At 52.2% G+C, this 13,567-nt stretch carries 12 protein-coding genes; 11 read left to right on the forward strand and 1 reads right to left on the reverse strand.

Translation table 11 applies throughout. The annotated features are described in order from the left end of the window. Positions 1-34 precede the first annotated feature (34 nt). Genes pxpB through nei form a run of 5 tightly spaced genes read left to right on the forward strand, consistent with a single transcriptional unit; the run spans position 35 to position 3,875 of the window. Positions 35-691 (forward strand): 5-oxoprolinase subunit PxpB, encoded by a 657-nt coding sequence (gene pxpB / locus A7983_RS15230; RefSeq protein WP_005973875.1) that lies wholly within the window; start codon positions 35-37, stop codon positions 689-691. Beyond that, the gene (gene pxpC, locus A7983_RS15235; protein ID WP_005973878.1) at positions 685-1,629 is read left to right on the forward strand and encodes a 5-oxoprolinase subunit PxpC; all 945 of its coding nucleotides are present in this window, start codon (positions 685-687) and stop codon (positions 1,627-1,629) included. Before pxpB ends, pxpC begins: the two co-directional genes overlap by 7 nt. Beyond that, positions 1,619-2,356 (forward strand): 5-oxoprolinase subunit PxpA, encoded by a 738-nt coding sequence (gene pxpA / locus A7983_RS15240; RefSeq protein WP_005973881.1) that lies wholly within the window; start codon positions 1,619-1,621, stop codon positions 2,354-2,356. The genes pxpC and pxpA overlap by 11 nt, the downstream gene beginning before the upstream one ends. A gap of 29 nt (positions 2,357-2,385) precedes the next feature. After that, a complete protein-coding gene (gene pcp / locus A7983_RS15245; RefSeq protein ID WP_005973883.1) occupies positions 2,386-3,033 on the forward strand; it encodes a pyroglutamyl-peptidase I in 648 nt (215 codons plus the stop codon). Positions 3,034-3,083: 50 nt separating this feature from the next. After that, entirely contained in the window at positions 3,084-3,875 is a 792-nt protein-coding gene (gene nei, locus A7983_RS15250; RefSeq protein WP_005973885.1) for an endonuclease VIII, read from the forward strand. Positions 3,876-3,953: 78 nt separating this feature from the next. Here nei and A7983_RS15255 read toward each other — a convergent pair whose 3' ends face one another. Beyond that, a complete protein-coding gene (locus tag A7983_RS15255; protein ID WP_005973887.1) occupies positions 3,954-5,240 on the reverse strand; it encodes a citrate synthase in 1,287 nt (428 codons plus the stop codon). A 667-nt stretch (positions 5,241-5,907) separates the two neighbouring features. Here A7983_RS15255 and sdhC point away from each other — a divergent pair. From sdhC to odhB, 6 genes are all read left to right on the forward strand, one after another. Then, positions 5,908-6,297, forward strand: coding sequence for a succinate dehydrogenase cytochrome b556 subunit (gene sdhC, locus A7983_RS15260; RefSeq protein ID WP_015730898.1), 390 nt, complete (start codon positions 5,908-5,910; stop codon positions 6,295-6,297). Next, positions 6,291-6,638: a succinate dehydrogenase membrane anchor subunit gene (gene sdhD, locus A7983_RS15265; RefSeq protein ID WP_005973891.1), complete on the forward strand. Its 348-nt coding sequence runs from the start codon at positions 6,291-6,293 to the stop codon at positions 6,636-6,638. Before sdhC ends, sdhD begins: the two co-directional genes overlap by 7 nt. Then, positions 6,638-8,404: a succinate dehydrogenase flavoprotein subunit gene (sdhA, locus tag A7983_RS15270; protein WP_005973894.1), complete on the forward strand. Its 1,767-nt coding sequence runs from the start codon at positions 6,638-6,640 to the stop codon at positions 8,402-8,404. The genes sdhD and sdhA overlap by 1 nt, the downstream gene beginning before the upstream one ends. Positions 8,405-8,420: 16 nt before the next feature. Continuing rightward, positions 8,421-9,137, forward strand: a complete 717-nt coding sequence (locus A7983_RS15275) for a succinate dehydrogenase iron-sulfur subunit (protein ID WP_005973896.1) — start codon at positions 8,421-8,423, stop codon at positions 9,135-9,137. 275 nt (positions 9,138-9,412) lie between these two features. Continuing rightward, on the forward strand, positions 9,413-12,220 hold the full coding sequence (gene sucA / locus A7983_RS15280; protein ID WP_005973900.1) for a 2-oxoglutarate dehydrogenase E1 component: 2,808 nt from the start codon (positions 9,413-9,415) through the stop codon (positions 12,218-12,220). A gap of 15 nt (positions 12,221-12,235) precedes the next feature. Continuing rightward, a complete protein-coding gene (odhB, locus tag A7983_RS15285; protein WP_005973902.1) occupies positions 12,236-13,462 on the forward strand; it encodes a 2-oxoglutarate dehydrogenase complex dihydrolipoyllysine-residue succinyltransferase in 1,227 nt (408 codons plus the stop codon). Positions 13,463-13,567 lie beyond the last annotated feature (105 nt).

The following is a 13,567-nucleotide window of genomic DNA, read 5'->3' on the forward strand; positions in this document are numbered from 1 at the left end:
TCATGATGGATAAAACGCGATTCAGGAGGAAAGATTGCAACGAGCACGGTGTTATCTTCTGGGCGAGAGAGCTGTCGTACTGGAACTGGAACCGCCCATGTCGCTGGAGAGCCAGCAGCGGATATGGGGGCTTACCGAGCGCCTGAATCACCATGAGGAGGTGCTGGAAGCGATTCCGGGGATGAACAACCTGACGGTGCTGTTGGCGCATCCACAACAGGTGGCGCTGGATGCGATTGAGCGTTTGCAGAACTGGTGGGAAGAAAGTGAATCGCTGGTGTTTGATCCACGAGATATCGACATCCCCGTTGTTTATGGCGGAGAGGCGGGGCCGGATCTGGTAGAAGTAGCCGTTCACAGCGGTCTGACGGTCAGTCAGGTTGTGGAAGCGCATGCGGCCGCGCCGTATGTGGTCTACTTTTTGGGTTTTCAGCCGGGATTTGCTTACCTCGGCGGATTAAATGAGAAGCTGTATATGCCGCGTCGTGCCGAGCCACGCCTGCGCGTGCCAGCGGGATCGGTCGGGATTGGGGGCGCGCAGACGGGAATTTATCCACTGGCAACGCCGGGTGGCTGGCAGTTGATTGGCCGCACCGCATTAACGCTGTTCAACCCGCAAACGATGCCGCCAACGCTGCTGCGCCCTGGAGATAACGTTCGGTTTCTGCCACTGAAGGAGGGCGTATGCTGAAAGTTATCCATGCTGGATTACATACGTCGGTGCAGGATGGCGGTCGCGTCGGATTCCGCCGTTTGGGCATTAGTCAGTCAGGCGCACTCGATCTGCCTGCTCTGAAAATGGCCAATCTGCTGGTGGGCAACGCGGAGAACGCTGCCGCGCTGGAAATCACATTAGGTAAGTTTACCGCAACGTTCACCACTGCCTGCTGGGTGGCGCTAACCGGTGCGGACTGCCATGCCGAGCTGGATGGAAAACCGCTCTGGACAGGCTGGCGTTTCGCCGCGAAGCCGGGACAAACATTGAAAATGCGTCTGCCGCGTAACGGCATGCGTAGCTATCTGGCTCTGTCCGGTGGTGTCAATGTGCCAGAAGCATTGGGCTCGCGTAGTACCGATTTGAAAGCCGGATTTGGTGGTTTTGACGGGCGTTTATTAAGGGATGGCGATGAACTTCCGCTGGGGACGCCGATTCGTGAATTGACACGAGAAGTGGGTATCAAGCAATTGTTATTCAGCAACCGCGTGCGGGCATTACCGGGGCCGGAATATCAGGAGTTCAGCGAAGAGATGCAGGAGCTGTTTTGGCGAACCTCCTGGCAGTTGAGTCCGCAAAGTAACCGCATGGGTTACCGTTTGCAGGGGGCTGAGCTACAGCGCACTACGTCATCAGGTAATAAACCGCGCGAGTTGCCCTCACATGGGTTGCTACCGGGCGTCGTGCAGGTTCCTCACAATGGCCACCCTATCGTGCTGCTGGCGGATGCGCAGACTACGGGGGGTTACCCGCGTATTGCGAGTGTGATTGAAGCTGATTTATTTCATTTGGCGCAAATCCGGCTCGGTGAACCGATACATTTTATTCACTGTACGCCAGCTCAGGCGCAAAAAGCCGCCGAAGAACAGCGGCGTTACCTCGAACAATTGGCGTGGAGGCTGCATGATTATTGATCTGAATGCCGATTTGGGCGAGGGCGGTGAGAACGACGAAGCGTTGCTGAAGCTGGTGACGTCGGCCAATATTGCCTGTGGGTTTCACGCGGGTGATGCGCAGACCATGCGTCAGTCAGTACGCTGGGGAATAGGCTATGGGGTCGCGCTTGGTGCTCACCCCAGTTTTCTCGATCGTGAAAATTTTGGTCGCAAGGCGATGAATGTGCCCACAGAAATTGTCTTTGCGCAAATGGTGTATCAGCTTGGTGCGCTCAGTGCGATCGTTGCTGCTGAAGGGGGAACGCTGTCGCACGTAAAGCCGCACGGTATGCTTTACAATCAGGCCGCCAGCCAGCCAGGGTTAGCTGATGCGATAGCCAAGGCGGTTAAAGTCGTCAACCCGGCACTGCGTTTGGTTGGGCTGGCGGGAAGCGAGTTAATCCAAGCTGGAAAACGACTGGGGCTAGAAACGCGTCAGGAAGTGTTCGCCGATCGCTGCTATCAGCCTGACGGATCGCTGGTGCCACGCACTCAGGCCGGGGCGCTGATTAATAGTGATGAACTGGCGCTGGCGCAGACGCTGGAAATGATTCAACGTCAGCGGGTTCGGGCGATTGACGGTTCCTGGGTTAACGTACAAGCCGATACAGTATGCATCCACGGCGATGGGCAACATGCGCTGCTGTTTGCCCGCAAGTTGCGACACTGTTTTAGCCAGCATCAGATAGCTGTTGCTGCCGCGTAATCATTATTTTTGTATGACGGGGATAACAGATGAAAACCGTTTTAATCACGGCGTTTGAACCTTTTGGGGGTGAAGCGATTAACCCTTCTTGGGAAGCGGTAAAAGTCCTTCATCAGCGGGAGGTCGGCGGTGCACGCGTGGTGGCTTGTCGTTTATCTTGCGTCTTCGATTTGTCACTGGAACAGCTTTATCGTGCGATGGCTGAATGGCAGCCGGAAGTGGTGATCGCGGTGGGACAGGCAGGCGGCCGTGCTGATATTTCCGTCGAACGTGTGGCGATCAACATTAAAGATGCCCGAATTCCTGATAACCGAGGCAATCAGCCGATTGATACGCCCGTGATGGAAAACGGGCCAGCGGCGTATTTCTCGACGTTGCCTGTGAAAGCGCTGGTGCAGGCATTACGCGTGGCAGGCATTCCCGCTGCGGTATCGCAAACCGCAGGGACGTTTGTCTGCAATCACGTGATGTACGGGCTCTTACATCATCTCCATCAGCAGGGAGATGTGGTTCGTGGTGGGTTTGTACATATTCCTTATTCGCCGGAACAGTCGGCTCATCATCCCGGTGAGCCGAGTATGCCAACGTCGCTAGTCACAACGGCGCTGGAAGTGATGATCAAGCAATCGCTGGTGCAGCAGGGTGATGTGGCAGTAACCGGCGGTGCCCTGCATTAGTTTTGTTAATTACGTAATACTCAGAGCATCTGATTTTCAGGGAGTAAAGTATGCCGGAAGGACCGGAAATTCGCCGGGCGGCCGATAAGCTGGTTGAGGCAGTTGTGGGAGAAACGCTGACGCACGTCTGGTTTGCGTTTCCAGAGCTGAAACCATACGAAACAGAATTGGTCGGGCAACAGGTCAGGCAGATCGAAACGCGCGGGAAGGCGCTGCTGACCTATTTTAGCAACGATCGGGTGTTGTATAGCCACAATCAGCTTTATGGTGTGTGGCGAGTTGTGAACGCGGGGGAGTCGCCGGAAACAAAACGAGATTTACGCATCCGGTTGGAGACGCAAGATCGTGCCATTTTGCTCTATAGCGCATCAGATATTGAAATGCTGACAGCGGAGACACTTGCGACACATCCTTTTCTGCAACGTATCGGCCCTGATGTGTTGGATCTTTCTCTGACACCAGAACAGGTGTGTGAGCGTTTGTTATTACCGCGTTTTCGTCGCCGTCAGTTCAGTGGACTGTTACTGGATCAGGCCTTTCTCGCGGGGTTGGGGAATTATCTGCGCGTCGAGATCCTCTGGCAGGCCCAGTTGGCACCGCAACATACGGCGTCGCAGTTGAATGAAGAACAGTTGCAAACGCTGAGTCAAGCACTGCTGGATATTCCCCGGCTGTCTTACAACACGCGCGGCACCGTTGATGAGAATCGACATCATGGGGCAATTTTCTCGTTCAAGGTTTTCCATCGTGAAGGGGAAGGCTGTGAGCGCTGCGGCGGAGTCATTGAAAGAACCATGCTGTCATCGCGCCCGTTCTATTGGTGCCCGCACTGCCAGAGTTAGCGGTAGTAGAGGTAAGAAAATACGGTTCTGAAACAACAAAGGCCGGATAGTCCGGCCTTATTGCATAGGCTGAATGGATTAATCGTGTTTCAGATTAGACGAGAAGTCACGCTTGTCGTAGCCGGTATACAGCTGACGCGGACGGGCGATTTTGATGCCGTCGGCGTGCATTTCGCTCCAGTGTGCAATCCAGCCCACGGTACGCGCCATCGCGAAGATGACGGTAAACATGGACGACGGAATTCCCATCGCTTTCAGGATGATGCCGGAGTAGAAGTCCACGTTCGGGTACAGTTTCTTCTCAATGAAGTACGGGTCGTTCAGCGCGATATGTTCCAGCTCCATCGCCACTTCCAGCAGATCGTCTTTTCTGCCCAATTCTTTCAGCACTTCATGGCAGGTTTCACGCATAACCGTAGCGCGTGGGTCGTGGTTTTTGTATACACGGTGGCCGAAGCCCATCAGACGGAAAGAGTCGTTCTTGTCTTTTGCACGCTCGATAAACGCAGGAATGTGTTCCACGCTGCTGATTTCTTCCAGCATACGCAGACAGGCTTCGTTCGCGCCGCCATGTGCCGGTCCCCACAGCGAGGCGATCCCCGCGGCGATACAGGCAAATGGGTTTGCACCAGACGAACCCGCGGTACGCACGGTAGAGGTTGAGGCGTTTTGTTCGTGATCGGCATGCAGGATGAGAATGCGATCCATGGCGCGTTCCAGCACCGGATTCACAACATATTCTTCACAAGGGGTGGAGAACATCATGTGCAGGAAATTACCCGCGTAGGACAGGTTGTTTTTCGGATAAACAAACGGCTGACCCAGTGAATATTTATAGCACATTGCTGCGACGGTTGGCATTTTCGACAACAGGCGGTAGGCCGCAATTTCGCGGTGGCGCTCGATATTAATGTCGAGAGAATCGTGGTAAAACGCCGCCAGTGCACCGGTGACACCGCATAAAACGGCCATTGGATGTGAATCACGACGGAAACCGTGGAACAGACGAGTAATCTGCTCATGGATCATGGTGTGACGAGTCACGGTTGTTTTGAAGGTTTCATACTGTTCTACCGTTGGGGTTTCACCGAACAGCAGGATGTAACAAACTTCAAGATAATTAGATTTTTCAGCCAGTTGGGCAATCGGGAAGCCACGGTGTAGCAGGATGCCTTCGTCGCCGTCGATATAGGTAATTTTTGATTCGCAAGATGCGGTAGAGGTAAAGCCAGGGTCAAATGTGAAGTAACCTTTCGAACCGAGGGGACGAATATCAATCTCATCATATCCTAGCGTACCAGATAGGACATTTAGCTCAATCGGTTCTTTACCTTCTAGGGTAAGTGTTGCTTTTTTATCAGCCATTTACAGTCTCCTTAGCGCTTTAATTTTAAAAATTCTCACTGAAGAAATACCGTCATGCCTGTGCACCGGACGAGTAATGACCGGTGAAACTCTGTCGTGACACAGTCGTCAAATAGGATACAGAGTAAGGCGGGTAGCCGCATTCAGGATGAAAAATTCGTTCTCCAGGTAATTAACAATCTCCAGGCAATTAACAATTATCAGATAATTAATCACGTTCTGAATAGATTGTAGCCATTACCTATGACTTTTACGTGGACTCTCTTCACTGTTACATAAGTTACGCCAGTGTGGAAGTGTCCCGCCGTGCTTTAACACATCATAAGAAATTCAATCCCCTAGTTGTAATTGAAATGTTGAAGTTTTGTCAAATCAGATAATTAATTTTATATAAATTGTGAAGTTCGTGATCTAAATCACTGTTCGGGGCAAATGTCACCAAACAGTTTGTATGGGAATTGTAATGAGAATGTGAAGGACCTATACTCCCGCCAGGTCTCCGGAATCACCCTGCAGTAGGAGCACCCAGTATGAAAGGATCATGCGCTGTTTAGACACCGGAATGTCGATGTTTGAGCGCGTATCGTAAACCCATTTTCAGGGCTGCAACTTTCATACTGTCTGACCTCACATCAGGCCCGGAGGAAGAAACAATAATAAAAGCTGTGTGGGCAAATCCGTGAAAAAACAAAGACCTGTCAATCTGGAATTGCAGACGATCCAGTTTCCCGTTACTGCGATAGCATCTATTCTTCACCGCGTCTCCGGCGTTATCACCTTTGTCGCTGTCGGTATTTTACTGTGGCTGTTAGGCACTTCTCTTTCTTCAGAGGAAGGGTTCCTGCGTGCTGCGGAAATTATGGATAGCTTCATCGTTAAATTTATCGTTTGGGGTATCCTCGCGGCGTTGGCTTATCACATTGTTGGTGGTTTACGTCACCTGTTGATGGATTTTGGCTATATAGAAGAAGACCTTGCCGCAGGTAAGCGTTCTGCAAATATTTCATTTATTATTACTGTCGTGCTTTCAATTCTGGCTGGAGTCCTCGTATGGTAAGCAATGCTTCTGCGTTAGGACGCAATGGCGTACACGATTGGTTACTGATTCGCGCTTCCGCCATCGTCATTGTTCTGTATGTGATTTATATTATTGGTTTTATTGCTACGGCTGGCGACATCACTTATGAAATCTGGCGTGGTTTCTTCGCGATGGCTCTCACCAAAGTATTCACACTGCTAACGTTATTTTCCATTCTGGTTCATGCCTGGATAGGGATGTGGCAAGTGCTGACCGACTACATTAAACCGCTGGCCTTACGCCTGACTTTACAGTTGGCAATTGTGGTAGCGCTGTTGGTGTACGTCATTTATGGAACTGTTGTGGTGTGGGGTGCGTGATGAATTTGCCAGTCAGAGAATTTGATGCAGTGGTTGTGGGTGCGGGTGGCGCAGGTATGCGTGCCGCGCTACAAATCTCCCAAATGGGCCAGTCCTGTGCCCTATTATCGAAAGTGTTCCCAACCCGTTCTCATACTGTATCCGCGCAGGGCGGTATTACCGTTGCGTTGGGTAATACCCATGAGGATAACTGGGAATGGCATATGTATGACACCGTCAAAGGGTCGGATTACATTGGCGATCAGGACGCAATTGAATATATGTGTAAAACCGGCCCGGAAGCGATTCTGGAACTGGAACACATGGGGTTGCCGTTCTCCCGTCTGGACGATGGCAGCATTTATCAGCGTCCGTTTGGTGGTCAATCCAAGAATTTTGGCGGTGAGCAGGCTGCGCGTACTGCCGCAGCCGCTGACCGTACCGGCCATGCGCTGCTGCACACGCTGTATCAGCAGAACCTGAAAAATCACACCACTATTTTCTCCGAGTGGTACGCCCTCGATCTGGTGAAAAATCAGGATGGTGCGGTTGTCGGCTGTACGGCGATCTGTATCGAAACCGGTGAAGTTGTCTACTTCAAAGCGAAGGCTACCGTGCTAGCAACCGGCGGCGCGGGCCGTATCTACCAGTCCACCACCAATGCGCACATTAATACTGGCGACGGTGTGGGCATGGCATTGCGTGCCGGTGTTCCGTTACAGGACATGGAAATGTGGCAGTTCCACCCAACCGGTATTGCTGGTGCGGGTGTGCTGGTAACCGAAGGCTGTCGTGGTGAAGGCGGCTATCTGCTGAATAAGCACGGTGAGCGTTTCATGGAACGCTATGCACCAAACGCGAAAGATCTGGCCGGCCGTGATGTGGTTGCTCGTTCTATCATGATCGAAATTCGTGAAGGCCGTGGCTGTGAGGGTCCATGGGGACCGCACGCCAAGCTGAAGCTGGATCATCTGGGTAAAGACGTTCTGGAATCTCGCCTGCCGGGTATTTTGGAATTGTCGCGCACGTTTGCTCACGTCGATCCGGTGAAAGAGCCAATTCCAGTAATCCCAACCTGCCACTACATGATGGGCGGTATCCCGACCAAAGTGAGTGGTCAGGCGTTGACGGTGAATGAGAAAGGCGAAGATGTGGTGATTCCAGGGCTGTTTGCCGTGGGGGAAATTGCCTGCGTATCGGTCCATGGTGCTAACCGTCTGGGGGGTAACTCGCTGCTTGACCTGGTGGTATTCGGTCGCTCGGCCGGACTTCACCTGAAAGAATCTCTGGAAGAGCAGGGCGAAAGCCGTGATGCCAGCGAATCCGATATTGAAGCGTCGCTCGACCGCATGAATCGTTGGAACAATACCCGTTCCGGTGAAGATCCGGTTGAAATCCGCAAGGCGCTGCAATCCTGTATGCAGAATAACTTCTCGGTATTCCGTGAAGGCGATGCGATGGCGAAAGGATTGGAAGAGCTGAAAGTGATCCGTGAGCGCCTGAAAGACGCGCGTCTGGATGACACATCAAGCGAGTTCAACACCCAGCGCATTGAGTGTCTGGAATTGGATAACCTGATGGAAACGGCTTATGCAACGGCAGTTTCTGCTAACTTCCGTACCGAAAGTCGTGGGGCGCATAGTCGCTTCGATTACCCAGAGCGTGACGATGAAAATTGGTTGTGCCATTCGTTATATCTGCCGCAAACCGACAGCATGACGCGCCGTGAGGTGAACATGCAGCCTAAACTGCGTCCGGCGTTCCCGCCGAAAATACGTACTTATTAATTGCGGAGATCAAACGATGAAACTCGAATTTTCCATTTATCGTTACAACCCGGATGTTGACGATGCGCCGCGGATGCAGGATTACCAGTTAGAGGCGGAAGAAGGCCGCGACATGATGCTGTTGGATGCGCTGATGTTGCTGAAAGAACAAGATCCAACGCTTTCATTCCGTCGCTCCTGCCGTGAAGGCGTCTGTGGCTCCGACGGCGTTAACATGAACGGCAAAAATGGCTTGGCTTGTATTACGCCGGTTTCCGCGTTACAGCGCGGAAAGAGCAAAATTGTTATCCGTCCTTTACCAGGATTACCGGTTGTGCGTGATTTGGTAGTGGACATGGGACAGTTCTATGCTCAATATGAGAAAATAAAGCCTTACCTGTTGAATAATGGGAAAAATCCACCGGCGCGTGAGCATCTGCAATCGCCTGAACAACGTGCCAAGCTGGATGGGTTGTATGAATGTATTATGTGTGCCTGCTGTTCAACGTCTTGTCCGTCGTTCTGGTGGAACCCAGACAAGTTCGTTGGGCCTGCGGGGCTGCTGGCGGCTTACCGTTTTCTGATTGACAGTCGTGATACGGAAACCACGCCACGGTTGGACGATCTGGACGATGCATTCAGCGTTTTCCGCTGCCACGGTATCATGAACTGCGTCAGCGTCTGTCCGAAAGGGCTGAACCCGACGAAGGCTATCGGCCATATTAAATCGATGCTGTTGCACCGCAGCGCGTAACGGATAGCCATTACATAACGCGTTATTGCATAAAGAGTTAAGTAGTAAACATGTATCTCCCTCTGGAGTTGCTATTCTTCAGAGGGAGCGCAGGAAACCTTTAAAAACCGGCTTGCGCGCCAGAACCGGTTTTTAAAGGTTCCTTAGGGGGATGGATACTCTAAGCACGTACCGATTGTACGACAAGTGAACCGTTTGTACGGCAAACGATATACGGACACTAATTACATGTTAACCACGGCGAAAACTGAAGCTTATTAGCTTAAGGGATCATAATGCAGAACGGCGCGATGAAGGCCTGGCTGGATTCCTCCTATTTGGCGGGTGCGAATCAGTCCTACATAGAGCAACTCTATGAAGATTTTTTAACCGATCCTGACTCGATCGAACATAGCTGGCGCTCGATCTTCCAGCAACTGCCTACGAGCGGGGTCAAACCGGATCAACTCCATTCCAAAACGCGCGACTATTTCCGCCGTCTGGCGAAAGACTCTTCGCGCTTTACCTCATCAGTCACCGATCCCGATATTGATGTCAAGCAGGTCAAGGTATTGCAACTGATCAATGCATTCCGCTTCCGTGGACATCAGCAGGCTAATCTGGACCCGATTTTCCTGCGTCCTCAGGAACCGGTTGCAGAGTTGGATCTGGATTATCATAACCTGACTCAGGATGACCTACAGGAATCCTTCAACGTGGGGTCTTTTGCCATCGGCAAAGACACCATGAAGCTGGAAGAGCTGTATGACGCGCTGAAACGCACCTATTGCGGTTCTATCGGTGCGGAATATATGCATATCACCAGCACGGAAGAGAAACGTTGGATCCAGCAACGTATTGAATCGGTAACCGGTCAGCCGTCATTTACGGTAGAAGAAAAGCGCCGTTTCCTGCAAGAGTTAACCGCAGCGGAAGGGCTTGAACGGTATCTGGGAGCCAAATATCCTGGCGCCAAGCGTTTCTCGCTGGAAGGCGGTGATGCACTGGTTCCGATGCTGAAAGAACTGATTCGCCATGCGGGTGCAAACGATACGCGTGAAGTGGTATTGGGGATGGCACACCGTGGCCGCCTTAACGTGCTGATCAACGTATTGGGTAAAAAATCTCAGGATCTGTTCGACGAATTTGCTGGTAAGCATAAAGAGCACCTGGGTACAGGTGACGTTAAATATCACCAAGGTTTCTCGTCTGAATTTGAGACTGCTGGTGGTCTGGTACACTTGGCGCTGGCGTTCAACCCTTCGCATCTGGAGATCGTTAGCCCGGTTGTGACGGGATCGGTTCGCGCGCGTCTTGACCGCCTGAATAGCCAGAGTGGTCCACGTGTGTTGCCGATCACCATTCACGGCGATGCAGCAGTCAGTGGGCAGGGCGTGGTCCAGGAACTGTTGAATATGTCGACAGTGCGTGGTTATGAAGTGGGCGGTACGCTGCGTATTGTTATTAACAACCGTATTGGCTTCACGACGTCTAACCCGCTGGATATCCGTTCCACCGAATACTGTACCGATATCGGTAAAATGGTGCAGGCACCGATTTTCCACGTTAATGCAGACGATCCGGAAGCCGTAGCGTTTGTTACGCGTCTGGCGCTGGATTTCCGTAACGCCTTCAAGCGCGATGTGTTCATCGATTTGATTTGTTATCGTCGTCATGGCCATAACGAAGCTGATGAGCCAAGCGCAACGCAGCCGATGATGTACCAGAAGATCAAAAAACATCCGACGCCGCGTAAGGTGTATGCCGACCGTCTGGAACAGAATAAAACCATCACGTTGGAAGACGCCACCGAAATGGTCAATCTGTACCGCGATGCGCTGGATGCAGGCGAATGCGTGGTGGAAGAATGGCGTGAGATGGATATGCAGTCCTTTACCTGGACGCCGTATCTGAACCATGAGTGGGATGAACCTTATCCGCACGCAACGGAAATGAAACGTTTACAGGAACTGGCGAAGCGTATCAGTGAAGTGCCGGAAGGGATTGACGTTCATCCTCGCGTTGCCAAAGTTTATGCTGACCGTGCCGAAATGGCCGCTGGCAACAAACCTTTCGACTGGGGTGGGGCAGAAACGCTGGCCTACGCTACGCTGGTTGATGAAGGGATCCCGATTCGTTTGTCTGGTGAAGACAGCGGTCGCGGTACGTTCTTCCATCGCCATGCTGTCGTGCATAACCAGAAAAACGGTTCCAGCTATACGCCGTTGAATCATGTGCATAACGGACAGGGCGAGTTTAACGTCTGGGACTCCGTGCTGTCAGAAGAAGCGATACTGGCGTTTGAATACGGCTATGCAACCGCAGAGCCGCGCACGCTGACTATCTGGGAAGCGCAGTTTGGTGACTTTGCCAACGGTGCTCAGGTGGTGATCGACCAGTTCATTAGTTCCGGTGAGCAGAAGTGGGGCCGGATGTGTGGTCTGGTGATGCTGCTGCCGCATGGTTACGAAGGGCAAGGTCCGGAGCACTCGTCAGCCAGACTGGAGCGCTATCTGCAACTGTGCGCTGAACAAAATATGCAGGTCTGTATTCCGTCAACACCGGCGCAGGTTTATCACATGCTTCGCCGTCAGGCGCTGCGCGGTATGCGCCGTCCGCTGGTGGTCATGTCGCCAAAATCTCTGTTACGCCATCCGCTGGCGATCTCTTCACTGGATGAACTGGCAAAGGGTTCTTTCCAGCCAGCGATTGGTGAAGTAGAAGAATTAGATCCAGCAGCCGTGAAGCGTGTCGTGCTTTGTTCCGGTAAGGTCTACTATGATTTGCTGGAACAGCGCCGTAAGAACGAGCAAAAAGATGTCGCGATCGTCCGTATCGAACAGCTTTATCCGTTCCCGCATCAGGCTGTTCAAGCTGCATTGGAATCTTTTGCCCATGTTCACGATTTCGTGTGGTGTCAGGAAGAGCCGCTGAATCAGGGAGCCTGGTATTGCAGTCAGCACCATTTCCGTGAAGTGATTCCGTTTGGGGCTTCTTTACGTTACGCAGGACGCCCGGCGTCTGCATCACCCGCCGTTGGCTATATGTCCGTACACCAGAAACAACAGAAAGATCTGGTCGATGACGCGCTGAACGTTGATTAAATAAAAGGATAGATAATGAGTAGCGTAGATATTCTTGTACCCGACCTGCCTGAATCTGTCGCTGACGCCACCGTTGCAACCTGGCATAAAAAACCAGGCGATAGCGTCCAGCGTGATGAAGTATTGGTTGAAATTGAAACTGACAAAGTGGTGCTGGAGGTTCCTGCCTCTGAAGCGGGTATTCTGGATGCCGTGCTGGAAGAGGAAGGGGCGACCGTAACGTCTCGCCAGCTTCTGGGCCGCATTCGCCGTGGCGATAGCTCCGGTAAAGAAACCAGCGAGAAATCGCAGAGTAAAGAATCGACACCGGCACAGCGTCATACCGCTGGTCTGGAAGAAGAGAACAGCGACGCGCTTAGCCCAGCTATCCGCCGCCTGATTGCAGAGCACGATCTCGATGCTTCAACGATTAAAGGCAGCGGCGTGGGTGGTCGAATTACCCGTGAAGACGTAGATAAACATTTGGCTGCTCAGAAGAAAGATTCTGGTAAAGCGGCTAAATCTGAGGCTCCGGCGACTTCTCCTGCACCGGCTCTGGGTGCGCGTAGCGAAAAACGTGTACCGATGACGCGCCTGCGTAAGCGTGTTGCTGAGCGTCTGCTGGAAGCGAAAAACAGCACCGCAATGTTGACGACGTTTAACGAAATCAACATGCAGCCGATCATGGATTTGCGCAAGCAATACGGTGAAGCGTTTGAGAAACGCCACGGTGTGCGTCTGGGCTTCATGTCCTTCTACATCAAGGCTGTCGTTGAAGCGCTGAAACGTTACCCTGAAGTAAATGCCTCCATTGATGGCGAAGATGTGGTTTACCACAACTACTTCGATGTCAGCATTGCGGTTTCTACTCCGCGTGGTCTGGTCACGCCAGTGCTGCGTGATGTTGATGCGCTGGGTATGGCCGACATCGAGAAGCGCATCAAAGAACTGGCCGTGAAAGGCCGTGATGGCAAACTGACGGTTGAAGAACTGCTGGGTGGTAACTTCACGATTACCAATGGCGGTGTCTTTGGTTCTCTGATGTCTACTCCGATCATCAACCCACCGCAGAGTGCGATTTTGGGTATGCATGCCATTAAAGATCGCCCGATGGCAGTTGATGGTCAGGTCGTTATCCTACCGATGATGTATCTGGCGCTGTCTTACGATCACCGCTTGGTCGATGGCCGTGAGTCCGTTGGCTTCCTCGTGACGGTGAAAGAGATGTTGGAAGATCCAGCGCGTCTGCTGTTGGACGTTTAGTCCGATAGCTAGCGCCTTCTCTCGGGCGGATAACCCTGACGGTTTTCCGCCCGAAATATAGATTATGTGCTATGCAGGCCGTTTTTTCTCAACGGCGTTATCCAA

This window comes from Pectobacterium wasabiae CFBP 3304, from assembly GCF_001742185.1.
In the GTDB taxonomy this organism is placed as follows: domain Bacteria; phylum Pseudomonadota; class Gammaproteobacteria; order Enterobacterales; family Enterobacteriaceae; genus Pectobacterium; species Pectobacterium wasabiae.

Excerpts from the sequence above, each read along its gene's own strand:
- pcp (WP_005973883.1), top strand. The coding sequence starts at position 2,386 with ATGAAAACCGTTTTAATCACGGCGTTTGAACCTTTTGGGGGTGAAGCG.
- sdhA (WP_005973894.1), top strand. The coding sequence starts at position 6,638 with ATGAATTTGCCAGTCAGAGAATTTGATGCAGTGGTTGTGGGTGCGGGT.
- nei (WP_005973885.1), top strand. The coding sequence starts at position 3,084 with ATGCCGGAAGGACCGGAAATTCGCCGGGCGGCCGATAAGCTGGTTGAG.
- sucA (WP_005973900.1), top strand. The coding sequence starts at position 9,413 with ATGCAGAACGGCGCGATGAAGGCCTGGCTGGATTCCTCCTATTTGGCG.
- A7983_RS15255 (WP_005973887.1), bottom strand. The coding sequence starts at position 5,240 with ATGGCTGATAAAAAAGCAACACTTACCCTAGAAGGTAAAGAACCGATT.
- odhB (WP_005973902.1), top strand. The coding sequence starts at position 12,236 with ATGAGTAGCGTAGATATTCTTGTACCCGACCTGCCTGAATCTGTCGCT.
- pxpC (WP_005973878.1), top strand. The coding sequence starts at position 685 with ATGCTGAAAGTTATCCATGCTGGATTACATACGTCGGTGCAGGATGGC.
- sdhD (WP_005973891.1), top strand. The coding sequence starts at position 6,291 with ATGGTAAGCAATGCTTCTGCGTTAGGACGCAATGGCGTACACGATTGG.
- A7983_RS15275 (WP_005973896.1), top strand. The coding sequence starts at position 8,421 with ATGAAACTCGAATTTTCCATTTATCGTTACAACCCGGATGTTGACGAT.
- pxpA (WP_005973881.1), top strand. The coding sequence starts at position 1,619 with ATGATTATTGATCTGAATGCCGATTTGGGCGAGGGCGGTGAGAACGAC.